The following is a 24,448-nucleotide window of genomic DNA, read 5'->3' on the forward strand; positions in this document are numbered from 1 at the left end:
AACCTGCTATTTGTGTCTCTAATATCGAGAGCGAGAGGTTTCTGCTAATGGCGAAAAAGCGAACGCATCCCTCCCACCCTACAAAGCCAAGACTAGCGGCATATACCCCACCTGCCATGTCTGATGCTGAGTTATTTCGACCCCAGCCAGAAACATCAACCCTGCCAAACGTATTGGCAAGCGTATTTTCACTGAGTTTACACGGATTGCTCTGGGTTGCTCCACCTATATTTTCCATGTCCAGACAAAAACCCGATTTCCAGCGAACCGTTGACTTGGTGCAGTTAACGCCAGCAGAAATCAGCCGCCTGCAAGAATTTTCCACTCCAGTGCCAGTAGTCTCTTTGCCGCCTCTGCCACCGCCCCTGCCTCCTACCGATGTCTTGCCGCCGCCTTCTCCACCACAGCAACCTTCTACCCAAACCTTAGAAAAGCAGGAAGAATTAGTGCGTCAGCAAATAGTACAAAAACAGCAGGAATTATTGCAAAAACAACTGCAACAACAGGAGGAATTATTTCAACAGCGAATGCGACAACAGGAAGAATTACTGCAAAAGCAAAAGTTGGAACAACAGGCAGAATTGCGCCGCGAGCTGGAACGAGAAAAACAACGCCAAACCGAACAAATGCGACAGGAGCTGGAACTAGAAAAGCAGCGCCAAGCACAACAATTGCGACGCGAGATGGAACTAGAAAACCAACGCAAAGAACAATTGCGACAGTTGCAAGAACAGCAACGGCAGGCAGAATTAGAACGGCTGCAACAGCAAGAAAAGGAACGCCAACAAATATTGGGGAGACAGATCGAGGAAGAAAAGAAACGGCAAGAAATATTTCGACGGCAGCGGGAGTTGGAAGTTTTAGATGAATGGGAGCAACAAGAAAAATTGCTAGTTCAGCTTCAGAAACAATTGCAGCAAGGGCAAAAATCAGAAGATCTCAAGCGGATGTACGGTTACAATGCCGATGGCACTAAAGTGGAAGCGTCAAGAAATAATGTGATGGCCTTCTACAAAAAAATTGAGCAGTTTGCAGGCGAGCAAAAAAATTGGCATCAAGAAAAAATATCGATACGCCTTGTGTCTCCCATCAAACAGAACCTGCCCGATGTGAATCCCGCTGGCGTCGCCTTGTTAATCGATGAAAATGGAAATTTATCAACCGATCCTCTGTTAACTCGCAGTACTGGCTATCCCGCACTAAATGAGGCAGCAATAAAGGCAGCAATTGATGATGTTAAAAAGCGTTCCTTTCCACCCGCTGGCGAGAAAAAGGTTTATCTATACGAAATCGAAATCGAGCAAAATAACGAAGCTTCGCGTTAAAGCGCATTGCTCGGGAGATAATAGATACTGGGATATTTGCTAGCTGGAAATCGATGGATTTTTATGACCTTTGCTTCATCGTTTGCAGACCAACTGCGCGCCTCTTCTGAAAGATTATTTCACCTGCTCCAACAGTTTAACCAAGCAAGGGTACTCGTGGTGGGTGACCTGACTTTGGATGAGTTTCTCACCGGACAAGTCGAGCGCATTTCCCGCGAAGCCCCCGTTTTAATTATCCGCCACGAACATACCCGACAAGTGCCGGGAGGTGGGGCGAATGCAGTTTATAACTTAGCCAAGTTGGGCGCTCAGGTAAAAGTAGCTGGATTGATCGGAAAAGACGACCAAGGACAAGCACTGCGGGGCATTTTTGAACTGGCGGCAATTGATACCAGTGGCATGTTAATCGATCCACACCGTCCGACGGTGACCAAAACAAGAATTTCCGGTCATGCTAGACAATCGGTGACGCAGCAGATCGTGCGGGTAGACAGGAAATCCGATGATTTGCCAGATCCAGATTTACAGTTGCAGCTAGCAGATTATATCCGCTCCCAGGTGGGAAAGGTGGATGCGGTGGTTTGTTCCGATTATGGGGATGGGGTGTTTACTGCGCCTGTAATTGAAGCGGTGTTAGCCCATTCTCGGACAATTGTAGATGCCCAAAGCGATTTGCAGCGTTATGGGGGGGCGACGCTGTTTACGCCGAATTTGCCCGAAGCAGAAAAAGCGGTAGGATATGCGATCGCTTCCCCCCAATCTCTCCGCCAAGCTGGATCTGACCTCCTCCATCTCACCCAAGCACAGCAAATCCTCATCACTCGCGGTGAAGAAGGCATGAGCTTATTTAACCGCACCGGAGAAGAAAACCACATTCCCGCCTTCAACCGCACCGATGTTTTCGATGTTACCGGCGCAGGCGATACAGTAGTAGCCGCACTGACTTTAAGTTTGTGTGCCGGTGGGTCATTTTGGCAAGCCGCCGTTTTGGGTAATTTAGCCGCCAGCATCGTCGTCAGAATATTTGGTACCGCAACAACAACACCCAATGAAATGAAAGCAGCTTTGCAGGCATTATTGGATGAAGCTGAGTAGGGACGCGGCAACTAAATTGCCGGAGGGGAAGGTGCAGCTTTTCCCTCCTCTATTGAGATCCCTATTACTCCCATCCCGCCAGAAGATTATCTACTTCTTCTTTCCTCTTCCTTCGTCTCCTACCCAACGGGTGCGCCCCAGAAAGCGTCTATCGCGTCTTTGCGGTTAATTCAATACAAACTCTTCCGCCGGGAAGCGAGTAATCTTAATGAAAAATTCTCTAAAAAAAGTAAGAAAGGTAGGAAAAGTAGCTAGGAAAAATACATCAAGACTTAGGCGCAACCATGCGGGTTTCTATGAAAAATCGTTGGTTTTGCAACTCGAGATATGCCCACCGCGCGCACTCGCGTTCGCAGCCAAGTTACTTTGGTGATAGGCACGCCCTTGCGTAAGTCCCGTACAGCTTATATTTTTTTAATTATTTACAGGTTGACAAGGATAATATTTTCAGATTTAGTTTGACTTATAAACGATTAATAGGGCTTATAAATTAAGAGGAGAATATACAAGATGTCTCAGGCTGCAAATCAACCGCTTTGGATAACAGAGATACAGTTATTGCACAAAGCGCAGATGCAGAGTGGCGTGATTCTAGCCCTCCTGACTACAGTCGCACCAATAGCTTCCTAAAATCTGGGAGCAAATACAATCACTTAGAAGGTTCTCTAGAAGCGATTGTGCAAAATCTGGTTCGCACCTTCGAGATGGAAGCATCTTTCAAAACCAATCCCCAGCAGTGGGTGTCTGTTGTAGCAGAAAAATTTCGCATGAGTACAAATGGCGGCCCAGCCTACACAGTACAGGATATAGTCAATGTAGGAACTTACAATTTGTTTCTCACTGAAACAGAGCATTACAACCCAAAAGAAGAAGATTTTGAATCTTCTTACAGTCTTTTTGTCAATGCATTGCCTCAAGGATTTGTTTGGGAAGTGATTGAAGTTTTTTCTGGGCCTCCTAACGTTACCTTCAAGTGGCGGCATTGGGGAAATTTTACCGGAAAATATAAAGAGTATGAACCTACAGGAGAAACCATAGAAATTGTGGGTATGAGCGTTGCCCGCGTCAGTGAAGATTTGAAGATTGAATCAGTCGAACACTTCTTTGATACTAATGCTTTCTTGGAAAAACTTACGGCAGGTAAAAAACTCGCTACAGGGGAAAAGTTAGAAACAGGCTGTCCCTTCCACTCTCCAAATTCTGCAAGTCTATCATAACACTAAAGACGCGCCAGGAAATTTAGGTAACGGGTAATTAACGCAAGTTGCTAGTTATCAAACCGATCCCCCCAACCCCCAATGCCAAGGGGGGCCCAAGAGAAGCTCAAGGGAGATTCCCCCCCTTATTAAGGGGGGCTGGGGGGATCTAAAACCAATATTCTATAACTAGCAACTTGCGTTAATTAGCGATTGGTAACGAAGTTAGTTCGATTAGCCATTAGCAATTACCCATTACCAATTAGCTATTACCTATTTTCGTTATCTTTCCATTAGTTTCAATTGGAGATACTCCTAATAAACTCTTCGGGGGTGGAAATTGAACGGGGATCTTCTTAATGAACAAGCAGCACAAGCACTCCTTCGTTCCTATGGCATTCAAGGCACAGATGCAGAAATTTTCAATCTGATTCGCATCTGCGATTATCGCCCACAGGTGCTGGAGCGCGTTGCAGTTATCCTCAGAAACCTTGCAGATAGCCAGGTTAGTCGCCTCAATCAGCCTGATGTTTTAGAAAGAGTTATTCACGAACTTGTACGATCGGACTATCCATCGCTGGCGTTAGGTTTTTATCGAGGGGGTTACCCCGATAAAAGCGGTTACGTAGAATATGGTTCCAAAAAACAATGGTTGGGATTAAAGAATTGCTAGCGGCTGGAATTCGGGTCAACATTGAAGTTGTTCTCAGTCGTCGCAACGCCCCTGAATGTTTAGAATTTGTGCAACTGGCAGAAAATTTGGGCGTACAAGAAATAAATTTTTCAGCTTTGGCTCCCCAAGGACGAGCTGAACAATTGCTCAGGGAGGATTTGCTCGATTACGATCTGTGGCGAGAACTTACTACCACACTGTATAAAGCCAGCGTAACAGCTAATGTTTCTGTCAGCCCCAGTTGCGCTTTCACGGGTTCTTGTTGGTCTTGTGTCGAGCCAAACATTACTTGTGACGGATGGGTAACGCCTTGCTATTTATCCAAGCAAAAGTTGTTTCACATCCTGGATACACCTGCTGAAGAAGTTAAAAAACGCCTACAACAAAATCGTCCGTCTACGCTCAATATTTGTGGGCGAGAGCGTTGGATTGGGCCGCACAAAAGTTTGGTCATGGGGCATGGGTCGTGAGCGATCGCTTAAGCTCAGGACTTACGCAAAGAAACTCTACCCAGAAACAAAGGTGATAGTATCGTCGTGGGTAAGTTATGAAGCTCTTCCCCATTACCCATTACCTATTACCAATTTTAGTTATTTTCCCATTGGTTTCAATTTTGAGGGGAGTATTGGGAAAATCCAATTTAGTCAGATTGCGAATTAGCTGCACGCTACCATAGCCGCGATCTGGATAAGGAATGCCTCGACGATCGAGTTGCACTGGGATAATTCTGCCAGATTCAAAATTACCTTGGGCATCGAGTTTGACTTCTAAAACCAGAGATTCTCCCAGATTTCCCACAGTAGATAAGGTTCTGTATCCGATGAAATTGCCCAAAGAATAGGCAATCAATTTTCCTTTATATAATTCCATCGCTCTCGGAACGTGGGGGCCGTGTCCTAACACCAAATCTGCACCGCTGTCAATCATCGTGCGGGCAAACAGAACTTTATTTCCTCGGTTCTCCCCATAGAACATTTCCGCCAGGTTTCTCACCCGCGTCGCATCAGATCCCTCAGCCCCCGCGTGAACCGATATTACAACAATTTCGGCATTTTTCTTAGCTTGTGCAACCAGGGCTTTCCCGGCGGGCAAGTTATTGATAGAATTGTGGAAATTGAGATAGCTAAACCCGATAAAAGCTACCCGCACACCTTTGACATTCGTGTAAAGAATTTGATTTTTCTTGCCAACTGCTTTGACGCCTGCTTTTTCTATATTTCGCATCGTGTCTTCAAAACCAGTAGGCGAAAAATCAAAAGAATGATTGTTAGCAACGCTTAGAACATCAAATCCAACTTCTTTAAACAGGGTGGCATAACTAGGAGGATTGCGAAATGCAAATACCATCGCCCGACTGGTATCTTTGGCAGGTCGGGGATAGTTGGTCATCGTACTTTCAAAATTGCCAAATAAGATATCAGCGCCTTGCAGCGAGGATTTGATATTTTGAAACAGTTGTCTTTTATTTCCGGGTAGGCGATTGTTGGGATAATTAGTTCCGGGAACGATATCGCCAACGGCTTTAATAGTGATAGATGTCGCCGCCACTGGGGAAGCTGGTGCTAAATTTTGAGCCGGTTTATTTGTCGGTGAAGGTTTGGGTGTGGATTGATTGGTTGCTGGTACGGAATTATCCTGAGTATTCGTTGCGACATTGATTCGAGAGCTAATCGCAGCGCCTAAAGTTGCCACTGCCACCCAGATCGTACCGCCCATTACGAGTAAGGGTATTCTTTTTTTCGGTTTTGTTTTAAGCTTTTTAGGGCGACTCTTGGGCTGCGGAACGGTTGCAGGAAGGGGAGGTCGAGTGGGAGTGGGTGCAGTGCGAGGACGTCTTTTTAACTCAAACGCCTCAGTCCAAGCAGGCTTTCTTTTGTCAATGCGTTTACCGTAAACTCGGACAGAGTCAAATCCACCCGGTTTCAAACGCTTCATCCCATCGGCGACGAAGCGGACGCAGGTGGAGCGCTCCGGTACTCGTTCCCCTTCCAGTACAATATGCAGGCAGCTACCCTTGCTCTTGGCGATCGCTTTCATGCCGCTGTTCCACAATACCTCGTTAATTAAGGCGGCGATCGCACTGGCATCTCCCCGTTTTGCTTTTTCTAGCACGGTTTCCTGAGTCAAGACTTGCTGTACCACAATCCGTGTCCTCACACCAACAAACAAACTCCCCATATAATACGGCTGAAAATAGCTGAGATCAGCAGCAAAATTTTGGCAATCATTCAAGAGTGGTAAGGAAGGTTATACAAATGCCTGATTCAACGTCAACAAGGATACCTCGTCGGTTGTTAGTGACTGGGGGTGCGGGTTTTATCGGTTCTAATTACGTACTTTACTGGTGCGCGCGCTACCCAGATGACCGCGTAGTAGTCCTCGACGCGCTTACCTATGCTGGAAATCGGCGCAATCTGGAATCTTTGGAAGGGAAAGAGAATTTCCGGTTTGTCCAGGGGGATATATGCGATCGCGCCTTGATCGATAGTCTGCTAGAAGAAGAAGATGTGGATGCGATCGCCCACTTCGCCGCCGAATCCCACGTAGACCGTTCTATTTTAGGCCCAGGAGCCTTCGTTCAAACCAACGTCGTCGGTACTTTCACCCTCCTAGAAGCGTTCCGCCAACGCTGGGGTGCCAAAGGAAAACCCGATACCTACCGCTTCCACCACGTCTCTACAGACGAAGTATACGGCAGTCTGGGCCCTACCGACCCCGCTTTTAGCGAAACCACCCCTTATTCTCCCAACAGCCCTTATTCGGCGTCTAAAGCTGGTAGCGACCACTTAGTTAGAGCCTACCACCACACCTACGGCTTACCCACACTGCTGACAAATTGCTCGAACAATTACGGACCTTATCAGTTTCCCGAAAAACTGATTCCCCTGATGTGCATCAACGCCTTAATTGGCAAGCAATTACCCGTTTACGGCGACGGACAAAACGTGCGCGATTGGCTGTTTGTCATCGATCATTGCACCGCTTTGGATGTAGTTTTGCATCGCGGTAAACCGGGAGAAACTTATAACATCGGCGGCAATAACGAAGTCAAAAATATTGACTTAGTGCAAACTTTGTGCAAGCTTTTGGATGAATTAGCACCCGATTTGCCAGTGCGTCCTTGCAGTAAATTGATTACCTTTGTCAAAGATAGACCAGGACACGATCGCCGCTATGCAATTAATAGCACCAAATTGCAAACAGAATTAGGTTGGAGTCCTTCTGTTACCGTCGAACAGGGTTTGCGACAAACCGTTCAATGGTATTTGAGTAACCGGAATTGGTGGGAACCGTTGCTATCAGAAGAGTATCAGGCATATTATCGGAAGGTTTATGCGTAAAGTATAGATTTTGCCAATTTTTAGATCTGGCGCGAGTTCCATCACCCGCCAGGGATTCAAATCCCTGGCTAATAGCTTAAGTCCACTCAAGTGGACTAATATTTTTATTCAGTCCTCCCAAAGAGGATTTTGGCTATTAGCTAGGGAATTAATTCCTTGGAGGGTGAGTGGGTAGTTGAGTAGGGTAATTTAACAGAGTTATAGATCGTGCAGGTAGAACTTAAGCGATGAGTAAGCTGATAGCCTTTGGTTGGTATGGGGGAAAATTTAGCCATCTAGATTGGCTATTGCCTCTTTTACCGCAAACTAAACATTACTGCGAACCCTTTGGCGGTTCGGCAGCAGTTTTGCTCAACCGAGAACCATCACCAGTTGAGACATATAACGATATTGATGGAGAAGTTGTCAACTTTTTTCGCGTTTTGCGGCATCAGAAAAATGCTTTAATTGAAGCGATTGGACTGACACCATTTTCTCGCGAAAAATTTGAGCTTGCTATCTCTCCAAACAATCAAGAATTATCAGATTTGGAGAGAGCAAGACGTTTTTTTATTAGGGCGAGACAAGTCAGAACTGGATTAGCCCAAACAGCAAGTACTGGGAGATGGGCGCATTGTTTACTCACCAGTCGTGCCGGGATGGCGGGTGCAGTTTCTAGATGGTTGGGAAGTGTAGAAGGTTTGGCGGAAATTGCCCAAAGATTGTTAAGAGTTCAGATAGAACATGCTCCAGCAATTGAGGTGATAAAACGCTATGATAGCGAGGAAACTCTATTTTATTTAGATCCGCCTTATCCTCACGATTCTCGCGGTGACAGCAAAGCTTATGCTTATGAAATGACCGATAACGAACATCGAGAATTGGCTAAAGTTCTGCATAGCGTTAAAGGCAAAGTTGCTTTATCTAGCTACCACGGCGACTTGATGAATAAACTATACAGCGATTGGATTTGTATTGAAGCCTCAGTTAAAAATTGTCATTCTGTAAAAGCCCCACGTCAAGAAGTTCTTTGGGTTAATTACGATCTAGAAAAAGAGAAACAATGTCCTCCCCATCAGATGTCCTTGCTATAGCCTTTGAAACAGCATCTACTCAACTCGCAGAACCAATTGTAAACGAGCCTGAAATTGTTAGTAGGCTAGAATATGTTTGCCGAAATATCCAAAACCGTGCGGCTGTAAGGTTGCTGTTAGCTTGTTTGCTAGCAAAAGTACATAAACCGAGTGTAGACATTCGCAAACCGTATACCCAAATTGGCGATACAGACTGCTATTCTGGACGCACTTATGATGAAGCTTACATAAATGCTTTCATCAACAAACACGAATTACCATGCAATCCAACTACTGCCTTTCTTACCCCTGCACTTCGCAACCGGAATATTATCCTAACTCCAGATGTTAATTTGGTAGGAAAACCGCCGCAACTCTATCAACAAGTGTTGCAGCTACTAACAGATGTTCATAACAATAGAGTTTCAGCAGCGGACTTACTGGCTGAAACTGTCAGGTTTCTTCTGATTGTAAGAAACGAAAAACGCTAGCGGATGCAAACTTTACTAGCTGGATTGCAGTCCAGAGAAGATGCAATACCGCTATCAGCAGAAGCGATTGTCAGTTTAATTGAACAACACATGAAGTGCCGTGGTTCCAGTCGTCTACCCGTTCTTGTTGTTGCAGCGGCTTATCAGTCTGCATCTGAACGTCTAGGAGAACAAATATTGCCTCTTCAGTCTCACAATGCAGCCGATAAACAAACAGGATCGTTAGGAGATTTAGAGATTACGCTGATAGGTGAAGATAATGCGATCGCTAGCTATGAGATGAAAACAAGGAAAGTGACTCAAGATGATGTTGATCCTGCTATCCAAAAAATCAATGAAAGAACACAACAGACGGATTATAAAATAGACAACTACATCTTTATTACTACAGACATCATCGATGAACCCGTTAAGGAATATGCTGCCAGTATTTATGAAATAACGGGTGGGGTTGAAGTTGTAATTTTAGATTGCCTTAGTTTTTTGCGACATTTTCTGCACTTATTCCATCGGTTGCGGATGCAGTTTCTAGAAGCATATCAAACCCTTGTACTCGCAGAACCAGAAAGTGCAGTCAGTCAACCGTTAAAAGAAGCTTTCTTAGCTCTGCGTCAAGCTGCTGAGAGTGTAGAATAATTAAGGAAAACTTAGTGTTTTAGCTATTAACTTTGCTAAGAGTGAAGTTGCTGTATGCCATTGCCTACCAAATTTTTCGTAAATCCAAGACAAATCCCGGCAAAACTGGCTCGCCGCTAATCGTTTCTGGATTATCTAAACGTTCAACTTCGCACTGGGGACGATAAATATAAACTCGTCGCCGCTTACAATCAATTAACCAACCGAGAACAGCACCGTTGTCGATATATTCTTGCATTTTGTCTTGCAAAACTTGCAAACTATCGGTGCGAGAACGCAATTCCACCACAAAGTCAGGACAAATAGGAGCAAATCTTTCCTGCTGTTCTTCTGTTAAAGCATTCCATCTTTCTAATTTTACCCAGGAAGCATCCGGGGAACGCTCTGCACCATTGGGAAGTTTGAAACCAGTAGAAGAGTCAAAACCAATGCCAGTTCCATCAATATCGACCCAATTTGCTAACTGTTGAATTAACTTAAAATTGCTTCCCCCAGTTCTACCTCCAGTTGGCAACATAATAGATAATTCTCCTTTGGCATTGCGTTCTATGCGTAGATCGCGGTTTAGTTGACAAAAGTCAAAAAATTGGTCATCTGTTAGTTGAATTGCTGGATGCAACTGCAATACCAAAGGAAGATTTTCCATCATCTACCAATCCCAATTAAATCTGTCCCGTCCACACCAAGGGCAAAGTTTGCCACAGGAAGATCGCAACGGGTGCGATCGCAAGTATCCCCTGAATCACCTGCCCCACAATTGTACCGACGACAATTCCTACACCGGCTTTAAACGCTTGCTCGGTTCTAGCTGCTAATTCTAACTCCCGCCTATACAGAAATTCTCCGATAAATGCTCCCAGTAAAGGCCCCATCAGGACACCCAAAATTGGCCCACCAAAGGGTAGCGCTGGTAGCAAACCTAACGTTCCCACAACTAAACCTACCATTGAACCCGTTAAACCCCAATTGCTCGCACCGGCTTGCTTTACCCCCCAGTAGGTAGCGAGCAAGTCAATTCCGATACTGAGGATAAAGACTGCGCTCGCTGCAATTAGGGATATTTGCACCGGACTAAAACCGTGAATCGCACCCCAAACCACGACAGAAATTAAAATCAAGCTGGAACCAGGAATGCCGGGAACAACCGCACCGACGACACCCACCAACATCAAAACAACCAGCAGCCAGTAGAGAATCACCATAAATTTTCATGCCTTGTTTAATCAAAGTAAGTAGGTGAGTATAAATAAACTGAACACAAAGCGGGCGGGACGCCCACCCCACAAGAGAGCTGAAATTCTTGTGGGGTGGGCAGAATGCCCGCTTGGCGCGCCCACCCCACAAGAGAGCTGAAATTCTTGTGGGGTGGGCAGAATGCCCGCTTGGCGCGCCCACCCCACAAGAGAGCTGAAATTCTTGTGGGGTGGGCAGAATGCCCGCTTGGCGCTTACATAAATATTTTCACTTTATTTACCTGCACCTACTTAATACAAAAAAAAGTTTTGGCATGGTTCACCTAAACGGATGAATGTCTAGGGAGAGACGAACAACTTCAGGACTTACGCCAAGAAACCGGGTTTCTTGGTTCGTCGTGGGTTTGGACAAAAAATCCGGTATTTGATAAATATGTATATACGAAGAAACCGGCTTTCTCTATCTTGTGGTAGAGACGGTTAATTTTCTACACCCGTTCCCGTTTCCCCTGCTTGAAGCGTCACATCTAATTTGTCAGCAATTCCCGCTACCCAGTTTTCATCTTGCTGGGTATAGCTGCGGGGAGCATTCGCGCCTAAAATCAACACGCCTTTACTGCCTATTGGTTGGCAGATGACACCCTGGGTATTTTCCGGTAAATAATCAAATTCAATTTTGCCCGGATACAGGTTCAGAGCCACTAAATAGACTGGCTTTTGCTTTTCCAGAACTCGCTGAAGAATTGCTCCTGGCTTTACTTCGGAATTTGCGCCTAAAATGCCGCGTCGCAACAAGACTTTGCCTTGATACCAAACGACGATGCTGCGCGTTACGGTATTCGTGAGTAACAGACGAGACGCCCATGCTAATTCTGCTTTTACCGTTTCTGGTAAATCAGACGCGAGTTCAAACCCCTCTTCGCCGATGAGTTGAACCGCGTCAGGCGATCGCGCCTGCACCTGTTGCCACAGCAACCCGGTTAAAATCAACAGCGCCGACAAAATGACTCCCAGCGCATCCGAACGCGCCTGAGAGTCGGTTATTTGCGGCGTCAAAAAGCGGTTCAGCATCAGCAGGGAACCTGCCAACACACCAACAACTATTGGTAACCGCCGCAACACTCGATTTGGGTCATTGGTCATGGGTCATGGGTCATTGGTCATTGCTCATTGGTCATTAGGCATTGAGCATTGGGCATAAGCATAGGTCACGGGTAATTCTCACCTGCACCTTTTGCACCTCTGCACCTCTGCTCCTCTGCTCCTCTGCTCCTCTGCTCACCCGCTCACCTGCACAAGATGCCTATTTCTCGTTCTCCCCTGGCTCAATAATCCGTTGGAACAAATAGCCGGTTCCTCTGGCGGTGAGAATAAGCTCTGGATTGCTGGGATCGTCTTCCAACTTTGCCCGCAAGCGCGAGATGTGCACATCCACCACGCGGGTATCGACGTGACGCTCTGGCGTGTATCCCCAAACTTCTTGCAAAATTTCCGAACGGGAAAACGCTTCCCCCGAACGACTGACTAACAATTCCAGCAAGCTAAATTCCATACCAGTCAAACGGATGCGCTCGTCGCCTTTGTAAACTTGCCGCTTGTTTGTATCTATTTTTATATTGCCGACGTGGATCACTCCAGAACTGGGAATGCCTCCACCACCCGTCTTGTCTACCCGCCGCAAAACTGAGCGGATGCGAGCTTCGAGTTCCTTGGGCGAAAACGGTTTAACAACGTAATCATCCGCCCCTAGTTCCAGTCCCGTAATCCGGTCTGCGACATCTCCCAGTGCTGTTAGCATGATAATCGGCACATCGGATTCTTTGCGTAATTCCTGACAGACGCCGTAGCCATCTAGCTTGGGCATCATCACGTCCAGAACGACTAAATCGGGATCGGCGTTGCGAAATGTTTCTAAAGCTTCTTCCCCATCGGCGGCGGTTACCACATCGTAACCAATCATCGATAGGCGAGTTTCCAGAATCCGGCGAATGCTAGCTTCGTCATCAACTACCAAAATTTTTTCTTTATGGCTTTCCAATTTGGTCAACACTCCTTAAGTCAAATTGCAAATCGTTAATTTTTAGCAGCGTGTATTAAGATCGTACTCTATCATGTCAGTTTAAGAAGCCTGAAATTCCCGCAGGTGCTGCCTTTCAAGCTTTCTTAAGCTTTAAGCGACGTGTAGATTCTTTAATTAAAATAAAGAAATGCCAAAGTCTCGAACCTCTTATGTGTGTACAGAATGCGGGGCCGAGTCTAGTCAATGGTTTGGCAAGTGTCCCGCCTGCGGGACTTACAACTCGCTAGAAGAACAAATTGTCACCCAGGTAACCAACCATGACCGTCGCACTAATTGGCAAGGTACCACCCAGCAAAACGCTAAATCAGCAGCCAATACCCCACCTAAACCCAGGATGTCGCTCAAATTTTCCCAAATTACTGAAAAACAGCAAGAACGTTGGTCATCCGGTTACGCGGAACTGAATCGGGTACTCGGTGGCGGAGTCGTCCCCGGTTCTCTAGTACTGATTGGCGGAGATCCGGGTATTGGCAAATCAACGCTGCTGCTTCAGGTTGCCAATCGACTGGCGATGGAATACCGCATCCTCTACGTATCGGCAGAAGAGTCAGGACAGCAAGTTAAATTGAGGGCGTCTCGTTTAGGTGTGGGTATTGCTTTAACCCCCGATGCCGAGTCGGAGGAAAAACCCACCGCCACCGAGATTGTTGAGCCCAATCTCTACGTGTTACCCGAAACCGACTTAGAACAAATTTTACGCGAGTTGGAGTCGCTCAAACCAAATTTAGCCGTAATTGACAGTATCCAAACGATTTATTTACCGACTATGGCATCGGCTCCGGGTTCGGTGGCGCAGGTGCGAGAATGTACTTCGGCGCTGATGCAGATCGCCAAACGGGAAGATATTACGCTGCTGATTGTAGGACACGTTACCAAAGAAGGCGCGATCGCAGGCCCCAGAGTCCTGGAACACCTGGTCGATACCGTACTCTATTTTGAAGGCGATCGCTTTGCCTCTCACCGCCTGCTACGTAGTGTCAAAAATCGCTTCGGCGCTACCCACGAAATCGGTATCTTTGAAATGATCGATCGCGGCTTGCGGGAAGTCGCCAATCCTTCAGAATTATTTTTAGGCAACCGCGATGAAGCTGCCCCCGGTACTGCCATTGTCGTCGCTTGCGAAGGTACGCGCCCCCTCGTCGTCGAATTGCAAGCGTTAGTCAGTCCCACAAGTTACGCCTCCCCCCGCCGTTCAACCACGGGTGTGGATTATAACAGACTTTTGCAAATTTTAGCCGTATTAGAAAAACGAGTTGGCATACCCTTATCTAAATTAGATGCATATGTAGCTTCGGCGGGGGGTTTGAATGTAGAAGAACCGGCGGTAGATTTGGGAATAGCGATCGCAGTCGTGGCATCGTTTCGCGATCGCATTGTCGATTCCCGTACCGTTTTAATCGGCGAAGTCGGTTTAGGCGGACAAGTGCGTGCTGTCTCTCAAATGGAATTGCGCCTCAAAGAAGCAGCTAAACTCGGTTTTAAACGCGCGATCGTTCCCAAAGGACAAAAATTCCCAGAAGATTTAGGGTTAGAAATTATACCTGTATCTAAAGTATTGGATGCGATCGTTGCCGCGATTCCCGCCCAACCCCGCTTCGGCAGCAACGACTTAGAATCTGATGAGGCAGACGCAGACTCAGAGGAATTTTAATCTTGATCTGTAAGGTTGGGTTTCGTTACCTAAAGTAGCACGGGAGCATTTCATCCACCGTGATTTATCCGGTGGATGAAATGCGGTGCGGCGAATTTATTCGCAGTTTTATTACCCATGCGGGTAAGGCGTGCTAAAATAATAGCATGAGTTGTGTAACTATCACGCTAAAACTAAAGTTTTCTCACCTCAATCAAGTCAAGGCAAAAATGTTTGGCGAGATGAGTTCGGAGAACACTCGTTTAGCTAATTGGCTGTTAACTATTCCGCTCCCAGAGAGAAGAAAGTTGACCACAGCCAAGGTAGAAACTTCACTCATGTCTGCGATTGCAAATCAAACAATTCGGCATACTACATCTGGGGTTGGGAAGAAAGTTAAACAATACAAATCTTTGCCACCAGAGATCAATAAGCAGAACTGGTCAATCCATAAAGTTGGTGAAACTTTTAGCTTAAGTTTTCCCAGTATCAAAGCAACTTGCGCGAGTTCCAGTAGAAGTAGCATCAAAGCACTGGCAACCAATTTTAGACAGGTTGTTAGTTGGCGACACTTCGATTGATAAAGGTTCCGCAAAATTAATCAAACATCGAAATAAGTGGTATGCCTATATTTCTGTAACCCTGGAAGTTCCAGAGGTAAAGACAACGAACTATATTGGATGCGACCGTGGACAAAATAATCTAGCAGTGGTAGCGCCAGCGATTGGTTTCGGCAAGTTTTTCAAAGGTAAAGAAGTCAAGCATCGTCGTCGTCCTAATCAAAAACGTCGCCATTCTTTGCAGTCGGCTAAAAAGTTTCGGGCATTAAAGAAGTGGAACAAGAAAGAGCGGCGATGGATGGATGCTGTGAATCACACTATCAGCAGAAGGATAGTTAGATTTGCGGAATATCTCAATGCTGATGTGGTCGTTGAAGATCTAGAAGGCTGTCGAAATACCATGAAGCAGATCCGAAAAAATCGTGCTGATAGTGGTGAGTCAAGGCATTCTTGGGCTTACTATTCTTTAGAGCAACTCCTAGATTATAAGTTAGCTCTATTAGGGTTAAAATTAATCAAGCGTCCGGCTCCATATACTAGCAAATCTTGCTCAACTTGTGGAACTCTTGGAGAGCGAAAAAAGCACGACTTTAACTGTCCTAATGGACAATACCACAACGCTGACTTGAACGCTGCCTTGAACTTAGCCCTTCGGGGATGGTTTCTCATGTTCTTTAGACCTGCAGAGAGATGCTGCTGTAATGGTTTCATCCGGTCTGGAGAATGGGCTGCTTGGCACAGCCCCGAACGCCGATGTTGGATTCCTCTCCTTGTGAGAGGGATCTGTAGACGCAAGAATCCGCCGTCATTTATGCGGCGGAGTGTCAACTCAACCCCTACATCTAGAAATGTTGCGTAAGCCATGTTTAAATTGCTACTTCTCCCATGCGCTAAGATTGTGTAGATTCATTTAGGTTAGCACCGGAGATTAATCAACATGGCTAAACAGCCGCCTCGCATCGCCATGTTCCTTCGCGACTTGGGTGGGGGAGGAGCGGAACGGGCGATGGTAAAGTTAGTACAGGGCTTTGCCAACCAGGGACTCAAAGTAGATTTATTGATGACCAGGGCAGAAGGGCCTTACCTATCCCAGGTTCCCCCTGAAGTTAACATCATAGATCTAAAAGCTCGACAGTTTGACAAAAGTAAAACGTTAAAATTCCCCACCAGCCTTCAATCTACGGCAAGTTTGCCCAAATTGGTGAGTTACCTGCGCTCCGAACAGCCGCAAGCCTTACTTTCGGCGCTGCATTATCCAAATGAAATCGCTATATTGGCTAAGCGCCTTTCTGGGGTATCAACGCGGGTAGTTGTATGCGAACAAAGTAATATTTCCGTAGAGGCAAAGCGTGTAGAGCAAGTTTCCGCCCGGTTAGCACCCTTGACGGTGAGGCTATTTTACCCTTGGGCCGATGCAATTGTGGCAGTTTCCCAAGGGGTGGCGAAAGATTTAAACAATATCACCAAACTACCTCCAGAGCGAATTCGGGTGATTCATAACCCAGTGATTACCCCCGAACTCGATGAAAAATTAAAACAGCCAGTGGAACACCCTTGGTTTAATCCAGGCGAACCGCCGGTAATCTTGGGAGTAGGAAGATTAGTCGAGCAAAAAGACTTTTCTACCCTGATTCGTGCTTTGGCGATTGTCAAGCGAAAGCAAACGGCTAGGTTAATGATTTTAGGCAGCGGTAGACAGCGCCAGCAACTAGAAACTTTGGCGAGGGAGTTGGGATTAGAAAATGATGTTGCTCTGCTCGGTTATTCCAACAATCCCTATGCTTACATGAAAAAAGCATCTGTCTTCGCATTATCTTCCGCGTGGGAAGGATTGCCAACCGTACTCATAGAAGCAATGGCAGTAGGGACCCCCGTAGTTTCTACCAACTGCGAAAGCGGTCCAGAAGAAATTTTAGACAAAGGCAAGTACGGCGATCTAGTGCCAGTCGGAGATAGCGAAGCACTCGCACTAGCAATTCTGAAAGTATTATCTGGCAATTTTCCAGTTGTCGATCCAGCTTGGCTGAATCAGTACAAATCGGAAACCGTCATCCAACAATATCTAGACATCCTGGGTGTGTCTCCCATCTAAAATCTAAAATCTAAAATCCAAAATTGGGTGTGTCTCCCATCTAAAATCTGAAATCTAAAATCCAAAATTGTATGACCGATACCCGCGTTGCCTTTTATCTCCGCCTGCTTTACGGTGGAGGAGCCGAACGAGCGATGGTAAACCTGGCGAATCACATGGCAAAACAAGGTTTAAAAGTAGATTTCGTCCTGAATAAAAAAGATGGACCTTACCTCAGCTTTGTATCGCCAGAAGTCAGAATTGTAGATCTGCAAGCGCCACAAATGCTAGGCGTTATACCCAAGCTGGCGCGTTACCTGCGGCATGAGCGTCCTGTCGCCTTGCTTTCTGCCTTGCACTTTACCAACGAAGTCGCAATATGGGCGAAATATCTGTCTGGAACTTCTACCCGCGTAGTAGTTTGCGAGCAGAATAATCTATCTTTGCACGCGCAACACCCAACTGGAAAACGCGATCGCTTTGCACCCCTGTTAGCCAAATTATCTTACCCTTGGGCAGATAGCGTCGTCGCAGTTTCTCAGGGAGTAGCCAAAGATCTAGCAACTACAACGGGTTTACCCCAGCAGCGCATCCAAACGATCCACAACCCAATTATTAGACCGGAATTATTTGAAAAAGCCAAAGAACCCATAGATCATCCTTGGTTTAATCCCGGAGAACCGCCGGTAATATTAGGCGTAGGTCGCTTGGTAGAACAAAAAGATTTTCCCACCCTGCTGCGAGCTTTTGCGATTGTACGACAAACGCAACCGGCAAGATTATTAATTTTGGGCAGCGGTAAGGAACGGGAAAAGCTCAACGCTCTAGTAAATGAATTAGGCATAAAAAACGATGTGGCTTTCCTGGGTTTTGCCCAAAACCCTTATGCCTATATGGCAAAAGCATCGGTGTTTGTTTTATCTTCGATTGAAGAAGGGTTACCCACGGTATTAATCGAAGCAATGGGGGTGGGAACTCCGGTAGTTTCTACTAACTGCGAAAGCGGTCCCGATCAGATTTTGGATAATGGCAAGTATGGGGAATTAGTGCCAGTACGAGATCCGGATGCGATCGCTATGGCCATCTTAAAAATCTTATCCGGTAACGCCAAAACCGTCCCTCCCGCTTGGCTCGAACAATACACCCTCGAAACCGTCACCCAACAATATCTCGATATTTTCGGCATTCCTTTCCCTAAAAACCACCCACAAAAACCCTAACCATGCCTGAAAATAGACCCGACATCGCTGTTTACCTGTACCGCCTTCAAGGCGGCGGAGCCGAACGAGTTATGGTAAACCTAATGCAAGGCTTTTTGCAGCGGGGACTGAAAATAGATTTAGTAGTGAACAAAAAAGAAGGCCCATTATTAACCCAAGTACCATCTCAAGTAAGAATAATCGATCTCAAAGCACCAAAACCCTGGCGCAACGGTTTACCCAAACTGATGGGTTACCTGCAAAAAGAGCGACCTACAGCGCTACTTACAGGATTGCACTACAACAACGAAATAGCCATATTGGCGAAGCGCCTCGCATTTGCATCCACCCGCGTAGTCGTATCCGAACACAATACGCTTTCCCTGCGAGCAAAACGCGAGAAAAACGAGCAGAAATCGGCACTGACTGCAAGGCTTTTCTATCCTTTTGCCGATGCCATCGTAGCTGTTTCCCAAGGAGTTGCTAAAGACCTAGCGCTAGTCACAGGTATTCCACTAAAGCGCATCAAAACGCTCTACAACCCAGTCATTCTAACAGAATTTATCGAAAAGGCCAAACAGCCTGTAGACCACCCTTGGTTCGCCCCTGGGGAGCCTCCAGTTATTTTAGCCGTGGGAAGATTGGAGGAACAAAAAGACTTTCCTACCCTAATCAAAGCTTTTGCTATTGTCAGACAAGTACGACCGGCAAAACTGGTAATTTTAGGTCAAGGTAAAGAGCAGCAAAAACTTAACGCTTTAGTAAAGGAATTAGGTATAGAAAACGATGTCGCTTTCCCTGGTTTTACCCAAAACCCTTATGCCTATATGGCAAAAGCATCGGTGTTTGTTTTATCTTCGATTGAAGAAGGGTTACCCACGGTATTAATCGAAGCAATGGCGGTGGGAACTCCGGTAGTTTCTACTAACTGCAAAAGCGGCCCCGATCAGATTTTGGATAATGGCAAGTATGGGGAATTAGTGCCAGTAAGAGATCCGGATGCGATCGCAGATGCCATTTTGCGCATCCTATCTGGTAACGCCAAATCCGTCCCTCCCGCTTGGCTGGAACAGTACAGATTAGAAACCGTTACCCAACAATATCTCGACCTTCTGGGAATTTCCCCTACTAACTCAAGTTGCTAGTTATCTCATGGATAGCGGCTAATGGCTAATGGCTAATGGCAGGAAAAACCCTATCTTAGCAATTAGCAATTAGCAATTAGCAATTAGCAACCCCCAAGTTTATAACTATTAAGCGCGGTATCTTCCCTCTTTTTCTACAGCCGCGCCGATAGCTGTCTGCGAATGGCAAAACTAACCAGTCTTCCAGGTACGCTGGAATTTTTAACAACTGGTATCCGGAGAAATCGTCCCGTTACCAGACGGGCAATTCCTTTTAAACGCGCCTGAAGCCTTGCCGATAGCAATGCCATATTTCCACCTTTTTCACCTGAAGCATAGAGAGGTAAAAAAGCAAGTTTCCCATACAATACATCGGCGCGATGGGTTTTACTCAAACCATTTTTGTAGTGTTCTAAATTGGGCAATCCTCCATGTTCGCCATAGTTGCGGAAGGGAATGTAGTTTTTTAGATTTCTGGCACGCAGGAAAGTATCTATATTAGAATCCCAAGATGAATAAGCAGTCGGTCCCTTTTTTTCTCGGATTTCTTCTGCTAATTCCATCAGGTACTGAGCGCCCTTCGACGTGACAATATAGGCAACGGTTGAAACTGAAAATCCTTCGGCGTAACCTGCTTCGGAGACGCTGTAAACCTGCGGCGCGCAGGTGTATAGCCAAGAAACTCCTACATTGCGACCATCGGGATTAAAGGGTAAAGGCAGCTTGCCAAAGCCCTGGACGGGGACAAAATCTGCTTCAATAATCAGAGTAGGTTTGCTTTCGGTCGCGGCTTGTTCCCAAGCTCTCCTATGGTTCATCAGGCACAGATAACTGCGGGAATAGTTTTGATATTCTGGTTTTTGTTCCTGCCTGAGAACTTCAACTTGAAAGCCTTCTTTTGTCAAGACTTCCTCAAGCACTTGGGTTGGCTCTTTGTATGCAATAATGAAAACTTTGCTAACCCAGTCAACCATCTGGTTGGCACTGAGATTTTGATTAGAGGCAAGAGCGATGGGATTCATGTTAGGTATATCAGCGAGATCAACTGAGCCAAATATCTATACAGCTATTAACTCAAGTTGCTAGTTATCTCTCGAAGAGCGGCTAATGGCGTTCCCAGGCGACCGCCTGGGTCACGAGGCTAATGGCGAGATTGGTAAAAATCCTAGATTAGCAATTAGCAATTAGCCATTAGCAACGCCAAAGTTTATAACTAGCAACTTGCGTTACTATCCTTTCCTTTCCAGACATGATACATTTTTCCCCTCTCCCAGAGGAGATAGATTGGATTGAACTATTTAAGTTTGCCCATTGATTTACTAAGATTTAGCATCAGCATTGAGAAATTCCAGATAGGCGTTGCTCAATTCCTTTACCGCCAAGTCGTAAAATTGCTTCCCATGTTCCGGCGTTGCTAACGCTGGATTTGAACCCATCCGTCCATCAGGATAGCGGCGGCGGAAGTCAGCTGCTCCATATATTTTATGCTCAGCGGAGACTGGATCGGCAAGCGGTGCTTGTTTGATCGCTTCCGGATACAGGTATTGGGTGAGAGCTACTTCGCTGGGAGTGGCGTGGGAACCTTCTTGGTTGCCGTATAATTCTTTAGCTAATTTGTATACAGATCCGCACATAAACCAGTTTCCCACTTGGCACTGCACTTGGGAGGCATTGGCAATATTTAAATCTGCCAAATGAGCGTATGTTTCTGCAAAAGCCGCTTTGAGGGTGGCTATGTTGCCGCCGTGACCGTTTATAAAGAAAAATTTAATAAATCCCGCTTTAGCCAAACAGGTGATATAATCTCGAATCAGTTGAATTAGGGTGGTGGGGCGCAGGCTAATCGTGCCGGGAAAAGCCGTGTGGTGCAGTGCCATGCCGACATTGATTGTGGGGCAGACCATCCCATTGATGGCTTCGCCGACACCCTTGGCGATCGCTTCAGCACAAATCGCATCCGTACCAATTAATCCTGTCGGGCCGTGTTGCTCAGTCGAACCAATCGGGAGAATAATACCCCCAGATCGATTGAGATAGGCTTCGACTTCAGGCCAGGTACACAAATGTAACAGCATATAGAGTTCCCATAACTTTCATGGAATTTTAACGCGACTCCTCTCCAGCACGGTTATTTTTGAGCCATCGTCGAGTTATGTTGTTTGTGGCGATAGATACATAGCGAGCCATCATGTTTTCCCTTGAATCACCCCAAAAACCTCCCAAAGCAGAAATTGGGATTGCTAGCCGTATTCTCGTGGTAGAGGATGAAGAACTCATCCGGGAAATGCTGGTGATGGCGCTGGAGGAGGAAGGTTATGAAGTCGTCGCAGTTAACGACGGACAAGCGGCTTTATCCTTTTTACACGAACCCGAACCGAGGGCGGGACAATATCCCTTTGACCTGCTGATTTTGGACTTGATGCTGCCTCAAATCAACGGCTTAGACATCTGCCGCTTGCTGCGCCATCAAGGCAATCCGATCCCAATTTTGATTTTAAGCGCCAAAGGCAGCGAAACAGACCGGGTGTTGGGTTTGGAAGTCGGTGCTGATGACTATCTCACCAAACCCTTTAGCATGAGGGAATTAATTGCCCGCACCCGTGCCTTGCTGCGCCGCCAACGCTTGTTAGAAAACAACAAACCCGCCTCCCCACCCCAGCCACAAGTATTGCAGTATAAAGAAATTACCCTCTATCCCCTAGAATGTCGCGCCCTCGTCCGAGGCGAGGAAGTCAGTTTAGCACCGAAAGAGTTCCGCCTGTTGGAATTATTTATGAGTTATCCCCGTAGAGTGTGGACGCGGGATCAGTTACTCGATCAAATTTGGGGATCGGATTTTGTCGGGGATAGCAAAACTGTAGATGTCCACATTCGCTGGATGCGTGAGAAAATCGAGCGCGACCCCTCTCATCCAGAATATATCGTGACTATTCGAGGGTTTGGTTACAGGTTTGGCTGATGGCTGATGGCTAATGGCTATTGGCATTTTTACAATTAGCTATTAGCAAAATCGCAATTAGCATGATCATCTTGGCATTTTTTTTGGGGCTAGCTATAGGGATTGGGATTTGGCTCTATTGGCGAGCTTGGTTTTACAAGCAGGTAGGGCAATTGCTGCGATCGCTGCATGCGGGTGCATATAACATCTCTTTGCCGCCCATTTCTCGCCTGCGTTACGGGATTGCCCTTGCGAATCGCCAACAGCAAGACTTAGAAACCGAAATACTTTCCTGGCAGCAAATTCTCCAAGTAGCACCCCTGGGTTATCTCGTCGTTGATGAAGAAAACCAACTGCTTTGGTGCAACGAGCAAGCGCAGCAACTTTTGCACCTTCACCGCTGGGAACCGGGACAAGTTCGCTTGCTATTGGAGTTAGTCAGATCTTACGAACTCGACCAGCTGATCGAGCAAACCCGTCAGCAGCAGCAACCGCAGACACAAGAGTGGGCATTCCACCCATCATACCCAGATGCCGAAGCGATTGGCAGGAGCGCATCGATGACCCTGCGGGCCTCGAGTTGGCCTTTACCGGATGGGCGAGTCGGCGTTTTTTTGGAAAACCGACAAGCGTTGGTGGAACTTTCAGCAGCACGCGATCGCTCTTTTTCCGATCTCGCTCACGAACTCAGAACCCCTTTAACCTCAATTCGTTTAGTCGCAGAAACTTTAGAAACCCGTTTAAATCCACCTTTACTTCGTTTAGTCCAGCGGATGCTGCCGGAAATCAACCGCCTGATTAACCTCGTACAAGATTGGCTAGAACTCAGTCAATTAGAAATCGATCCCAGCAGCAAACTCAACCGCAAAAGCTTAGAACTCAAGTCTTTAATTCATTCCGTCTGGCAGACTCTAGAACCCCTTGCCCGTTCCAAACAACTGGGTTTAGACTATTCTGGCCCCGATGCTGTCTGGATCGAAGCCGATGAGTCGCGCCTGTATCGGGTTTTTCTTAACATCCTCGATAACAGCATTAAGTACAGTCCCAACCAAGGAATCATTCGTACCGAAATAAATCTCCTCCCTAAGATAGATGATCTTTTTGGAAGAGTGGAAATTAAGATAATAGATTCTGGCGCTGGATTTCCAGAATCAGATTTACCCCATGTTTTTGAGCGACTTTTCCGGGGTGACCCATCGCGGACAAGACAGTCCTCAGATGGTATGAAAGAGGGGATGCACGGCAGCAAAGACGACGCTAGTATTGCTAGTAAGACTGGTAGCGGCTTAGGTCTGGCGATCGTTAGGCAAATCGTTCTGGCTCATGGTGGTTGTGTTACAGCTAGTAATCATCCCAACACAGGTGGCGCTTTGGTGAAAATAGAATTACCTTATTGCTAATAGTTAGCGCTCGCTAGGGGCGGGGCGGGTTTACATAAACAGTCGATTATTGCTCTGGATGGTTGGTAAAACCCCCCTACACAACCAACCCGGGGCGAGTTTTCCTTTGGATGGTTGGTAAAACCCCCCCCTACACAACTAATAATTAACCCGTACCGCAGTCTCATGGTTTTCCCACAAAGTCAGGTAAGCTTACCCCCAGCTGAAGCAAGGGGGCATTCGCCCGGTACTCCAGAGCATGGGTTTTCAGTAGCCCTGAACAAATACACTACCCATCAAATAGAGGATGTACTCATGTATCGTTCGGACCTCCAGGCTGGCTTACATTCTGGTTTCCCACCAAGTTATACGAACACTTGGACTCCAGATGTTTCTTCTACAACCGAGATACCCCGGACAGCCCCATTGCCACGGTTGGCGTATCAATCTCAGATACTTGCCTAC

24 protein-coding genes are annotated in these 24,448 nt (G+C 46.5%); 17 read left to right on the plus strand and 7 right to left on the minus strand.

The genetic code is table 11. From position 1 onward, the window contains the following. Positions 1 to 47: 47 nt before the first annotated feature. The 5 genes from MiSe_RS08390 to MiSe_RS08410 all read left to right on the plus strand — a co-directional run bounded on the left by MiSe_RS08390 (position 48) and on the right by MiSe_RS08410 (position 4,759). Positions 48 to 1,325, plus strand: coding sequence for a hypothetical protein (locus MiSe_RS08390; RefSeq protein ID WP_226577358.1), 1,278 nt, complete (start codon positions 48 to 50; stop codon positions 1,323 to 1,325). Between the two features lie 63 nt (positions 1,326 to 1,388). Next, entirely contained in the window at positions 1,389 to 2,420 is a 1,032-nt protein-coding gene (rfaE1, locus tag MiSe_RS08395; RefSeq protein ID WP_226577360.1) for a D-glycero-beta-D-manno-heptose-7-phosphate kinase, read from the plus strand. A 536-nt stretch (positions 2,421 to 2,956) separates the two neighbouring features. After that, positions 2,957 to 3,637 (plus strand): SnoaL-like polyketide cyclase, encoded by a 681-nt coding sequence (locus MiSe_RS08400; RefSeq protein WP_226577363.1) that lies wholly within the window; start codon positions 2,957 to 2,959, stop codon positions 3,635 to 3,637. 319 nt (positions 3,638 to 3,956) lie between these two features. After that, positions 3,957 to 4,289, plus strand: coding sequence for a hypothetical protein (locus MiSe_RS08405; RefSeq protein WP_226577365.1), 333 nt, complete (start codon positions 3,957 to 3,959; stop codon positions 4,287 to 4,289). Next, positions 4,265 to 4,759, plus strand: coding sequence for a radical SAM protein (locus tag MiSe_RS08410; protein ID WP_226577368.1), 495 nt, complete (start codon positions 4,265 to 4,267; stop codon positions 4,757 to 4,759). The genes MiSe_RS08405 and MiSe_RS08410 overlap by 25 nt, the downstream gene beginning before the upstream one ends. A gap of 100 nt (positions 4,760 to 4,859) precedes the next feature. On the opposite strand, the gene MiSe_RS08415 is transcribed toward MiSe_RS08410, so the two are convergent. Next, the gene (locus tag MiSe_RS08415; protein ID WP_226577371.1) at positions 4,860 to 6,467 is read right to left on the minus strand and encodes a CapA family protein; all 1,608 of its coding nucleotides are present in this window, start codon (positions 6,465 to 6,467) and stop codon (positions 4,860 to 4,862) included. Positions 6,468 to 6,544: 77 nt separating this feature from the next. Here MiSe_RS08415 and rfbB point away from each other — a divergent pair, with 77 nt between their 5' ends. The 4 genes from rfbB to MiSe_RS08435 all read left to right on the plus strand — a co-directional run bounded on the left by rfbB (position 6,545) and on the right by MiSe_RS08435 (position 9,809). Next, positions 6,545 to 7,630 (plus strand): dTDP-glucose 4,6-dehydratase, encoded by a 1,086-nt coding sequence (gene rfbB / locus MiSe_RS08420; protein ID WP_226577374.1) that lies wholly within the window; start codon positions 6,545 to 6,547, stop codon positions 7,628 to 7,630. Positions 7,631 to 7,857: 227 nt separating this feature from the next. Further along, positions 7,858 to 8,703: a DNA adenine methylase gene (locus MiSe_RS08425; protein ID WP_226577377.1), complete on the plus strand. Its 846-nt coding sequence runs from the start codon at positions 7,858 to 7,860 to the stop codon at positions 8,701 to 8,703. Then, the gene (locus tag MiSe_RS08430; protein WP_226577381.1) at positions 8,673 to 9,173 is read left to right on the plus strand and encodes a hypothetical protein; all 501 of its coding nucleotides are present in this window, start codon (positions 8,673 to 8,675) and stop codon (positions 9,171 to 9,173) included. Before MiSe_RS08425 ends, MiSe_RS08430 begins: the two co-directional genes overlap by 31 nt. A gap of 3 nt (positions 9,174 to 9,176) precedes the next feature. Then, a complete protein-coding gene (locus MiSe_RS08435) occupies positions 9,177 to 9,809 on the plus strand; it encodes a hypothetical protein (RefSeq protein ID WP_226577384.1) in 633 nt (210 codons plus the stop codon). A gap of 64 nt (positions 9,810 to 9,873) precedes the next feature. On the opposite strand, the gene MiSe_RS08440 is transcribed toward MiSe_RS08435, so the two are convergent. The 4 genes from MiSe_RS08440 to rpaB all read right to left on the minus strand — a co-directional run bounded on the left by MiSe_RS08440 (position 9,874) and on the right by rpaB (position 13,040). Beyond that, positions 9,874 to 10,458 carry a Uma2 family endonuclease gene (locus MiSe_RS08440; protein WP_226577387.1) on the minus strand — a complete coding sequence of 195 codons (585 nt, stop codon included), beginning with the start codon at positions 10,456 to 10,458 and terminating at the stop codon, positions 9,874 to 9,876. A 13-nt stretch (positions 10,459 to 10,471) separates the two neighbouring features. Beyond that, complete coding sequence (locus MiSe_RS08445; protein ID WP_226577390.1) at positions 10,472 to 11,011, minus strand: DUF456 domain-containing protein; 540 nt, start codon at positions 11,009 to 11,011, stop codon at positions 10,472 to 10,474. Between the two features lie 471 nt (positions 11,012 to 11,482). Beyond that, a complete protein-coding gene (locus MiSe_RS08450) occupies positions 11,483 to 12,145 on the minus strand; it encodes a cofactor assembly of complex C subunit B (RefSeq protein WP_226577393.1) in 663 nt (220 codons plus the stop codon). Positions 12,146 to 12,305: 160 nt separating this feature from the next. After that, positions 12,306 to 13,040, minus strand: a complete 735-nt coding sequence (gene rpaB, locus MiSe_RS08455; protein WP_226577395.1) for a response regulator transcription factor RpaB — start codon at positions 13,038 to 13,040, stop codon at positions 12,306 to 12,308. Positions 13,041 to 13,209: 169 nt separating this feature from the next. Here rpaB and radA point away from each other — a divergent pair, with 169 nt between their 5' ends. The 6 genes from radA to MiSe_RS08485 all read left to right on the plus strand — a co-directional run bounded on the left by radA (position 13,210) and on the right by MiSe_RS08485 (position 19,687). Further along, positions 13,210 to 14,733: a DNA repair protein RadA gene (gene radA / locus MiSe_RS08460; RefSeq protein WP_226577398.1), complete on the plus strand. Its 1,524-nt coding sequence runs from the start codon at positions 13,210 to 13,212 to the stop codon at positions 14,731 to 14,733. A 146-nt stretch (positions 14,734 to 14,879) separates the two neighbouring features. Beyond that, positions 14,880 to 15,293, plus strand: coding sequence for a hypothetical protein (locus MiSe_RS08465; RefSeq protein ID WP_226577401.1), 414 nt, complete (start codon positions 14,880 to 14,882; stop codon positions 15,291 to 15,293). Beyond that, positions 15,268 to 16,131, plus strand: a complete 864-nt coding sequence (locus MiSe_RS08470; RefSeq protein ID WP_226577404.1) for an RNA-guided endonuclease TnpB family protein — start codon at positions 15,268 to 15,270, stop codon at positions 16,129 to 16,131. Before MiSe_RS08465 ends, MiSe_RS08470 begins: the two co-directional genes overlap by 26 nt. Positions 16,132 to 16,209: 78 nt before the next feature. Continuing rightward, complete coding sequence (locus MiSe_RS08475) at positions 16,210 to 17,364, plus strand: glycosyltransferase (RefSeq protein ID WP_226577406.1); 1,155 nt, start codon at positions 16,210 to 16,212, stop codon at positions 17,362 to 17,364. Positions 17,365 to 17,435: 71 nt separating this feature from the next. Then, positions 17,436 to 18,563, plus strand: coding sequence for a glycosyltransferase (locus MiSe_RS08480; protein ID WP_226577409.1), 1,128 nt, complete (start codon positions 17,436 to 17,438; stop codon positions 18,561 to 18,563). 2 nt (positions 18,564 to 18,565) lie between these two features. Next, positions 18,566 to 19,687 (plus strand): glycosyltransferase, encoded by a 1,122-nt coding sequence (locus MiSe_RS08485; RefSeq protein WP_226577412.1) that lies wholly within the window; start codon positions 18,566 to 18,568, stop codon positions 19,685 to 19,687. A 134-nt stretch (positions 19,688 to 19,821) separates the two neighbouring features. Here MiSe_RS08485 and MiSe_RS08490 read toward each other — a convergent pair whose 3' ends face one another. Then, a complete protein-coding gene (locus MiSe_RS08490; RefSeq protein WP_226577414.1) occupies positions 19,822 to 20,688 on the minus strand; it encodes an LPS biosynthesis glycosyltransferase in 867 nt (288 codons plus the stop codon). A 297-nt stretch (positions 20,689 to 20,985) separates the two neighbouring features. Next, positions 20,986 to 21,741, minus strand: coding sequence for a creatininase family protein (locus MiSe_RS08495; RefSeq protein ID WP_226577416.1), 756 nt, complete (start codon positions 21,739 to 21,741; stop codon positions 20,986 to 20,988). A 113-nt stretch (positions 21,742 to 21,854) separates the two neighbouring features. Here MiSe_RS08495 and MiSe_RS08500 point away from each other — a divergent pair, with 113 nt between their 5' ends. Beyond that, complete coding sequence (locus MiSe_RS08500) at positions 21,855 to 22,625, plus strand: winged helix-turn-helix domain-containing protein (protein ID WP_226577419.1); 771 nt, start codon at positions 21,855 to 21,857, stop codon at positions 22,623 to 22,625. 83 nt (positions 22,626 to 22,708) lie between these two features. Further along, positions 22,709 to 24,004 (plus strand): sensor histidine kinase, encoded by a 1,296-nt coding sequence (locus tag MiSe_RS08505; RefSeq protein WP_307731286.1) that lies wholly within the window; start codon positions 22,709 to 22,711, stop codon positions 24,002 to 24,004. Positions 24,005 to 24,448: the final 444 nt, after the last annotated feature.

The organism is Microseira wollei NIES-4236, assembly GCF_020521235.1.
Classification (GTDB): Bacteria; Cyanobacteriota; Cyanobacteriia; order Cyanobacteriales; family Aerosakkonemataceae; genus Microseira; species Microseira wollei.

What these genes read in the sequence shown, in the direction of transcription:
- MiSe_RS08475 (WP_226577406.1), top strand. Translation starts at nt 16,210, where the DNA reads ATGGCTAAACAGCCGCCTCGCATCGCCATGTTCCTTCGCGACTTGGGT.
- MiSe_RS08480 (WP_226577409.1), top strand. Translation starts at nt 17,436, where the DNA reads ATGACCGATACCCGCGTTGCCTTTTATCTCCGCCTGCTTTACGGTGGA.
- MiSe_RS08425 (WP_226577377.1), top strand. Translation starts at nt 7,858, where the DNA reads ATGAGTAAGCTGATAGCCTTTGGTTGGTATGGGGGAAAATTTAGCCAT.
- MiSe_RS08500 (WP_226577419.1), top strand. Translation starts at nt 21,855, where the DNA reads ATGTTTTCCCTTGAATCACCCCAAAAACCTCCCAAAGCAGAAATTGGG.
- MiSe_RS08485 (WP_226577412.1), top strand. Translation starts at nt 18,566, where the DNA reads ATGCCTGAAAATAGACCCGACATCGCTGTTTACCTGTACCGCCTTCAA.
- rfbB (WP_226577374.1), top strand. Translation starts at nt 6,545, where the DNA reads ATGCCTGATTCAACGTCAACAAGGATACCTCGTCGGTTGTTAGTGACT.
- MiSe_RS08435 (WP_226577384.1), top strand. Translation starts at nt 9,177, where the DNA reads ATGCAAACTTTACTAGCTGGATTGCAGTCCAGAGAAGATGCAATACCG.
- MiSe_RS08445 (WP_226577390.1), bottom strand. Translation starts at nt 11,011, where the DNA reads ATGGTGATTCTCTACTGGCTGCTGGTTGTTTTGATGTTGGTGGGTGTC.
- rfaE1 (WP_226577360.1), top strand. Translation starts at nt 1,389, where the DNA reads ATGACCTTTGCTTCATCGTTTGCAGACCAACTGCGCGCCTCTTCTGAA.
- MiSe_RS08450 (WP_226577393.1), bottom strand. Translation starts at nt 12,145, where the DNA reads ATGACCAATGACCCAAATCGAGTGTTGCGGCGGTTACCAATAGTTGTT.
- MiSe_RS08410 (WP_226577368.1), top strand. Translation starts at nt 4,265, where the DNA reads ATGGTTGGGATTAAAGAATTGCTAGCGGCTGGAATTCGGGTCAACATT.
- MiSe_RS08390 (WP_226577358.1), top strand. Translation starts at nt 48, where the DNA reads ATGGCGAAAAAGCGAACGCATCCCTCCCACCCTACAAAGCCAAGACTA.
- radA (WP_226577398.1), top strand. Translation starts at nt 13,210, where the DNA reads ATGCCAAAGTCTCGAACCTCTTATGTGTGTACAGAATGCGGGGCCGAG.
- MiSe_RS08495 (WP_226577416.1), bottom strand. Translation starts at nt 21,741, where the DNA reads ATGCTGTTACATTTGTGTACCTGGCCTGAAGTCGAAGCCTATCTCAAT.
- MiSe_RS08465 (WP_226577401.1), top strand. Translation starts at nt 14,880, where the DNA reads ATGAGTTGTGTAACTATCACGCTAAAACTAAAGTTTTCTCACCTCAAT.
- MiSe_RS08415 (WP_226577371.1), bottom strand. Translation starts at nt 6,467, where the DNA reads ATGGGGAGTTTGTTTGTTGGTGTGAGGACACGGATTGTGGTACAGCAA.
- MiSe_RS08440 (WP_226577387.1), bottom strand. Translation starts at nt 10,458, where the DNA reads ATGATGGAAAATCTTCCTTTGGTATTGCAGTTGCATCCAGCAATTCAA.
- MiSe_RS08490 (WP_226577414.1), bottom strand. Translation starts at nt 20,688, where the DNA reads ATGAATCCCATCGCTCTTGCCTCTAATCAAAATCTCAGTGCCAACCAG.
- MiSe_RS08430 (WP_226577381.1), top strand. Translation starts at nt 8,673, where the DNA reads ATGTCCTCCCCATCAGATGTCCTTGCTATAGCCTTTGAAACAGCATCT.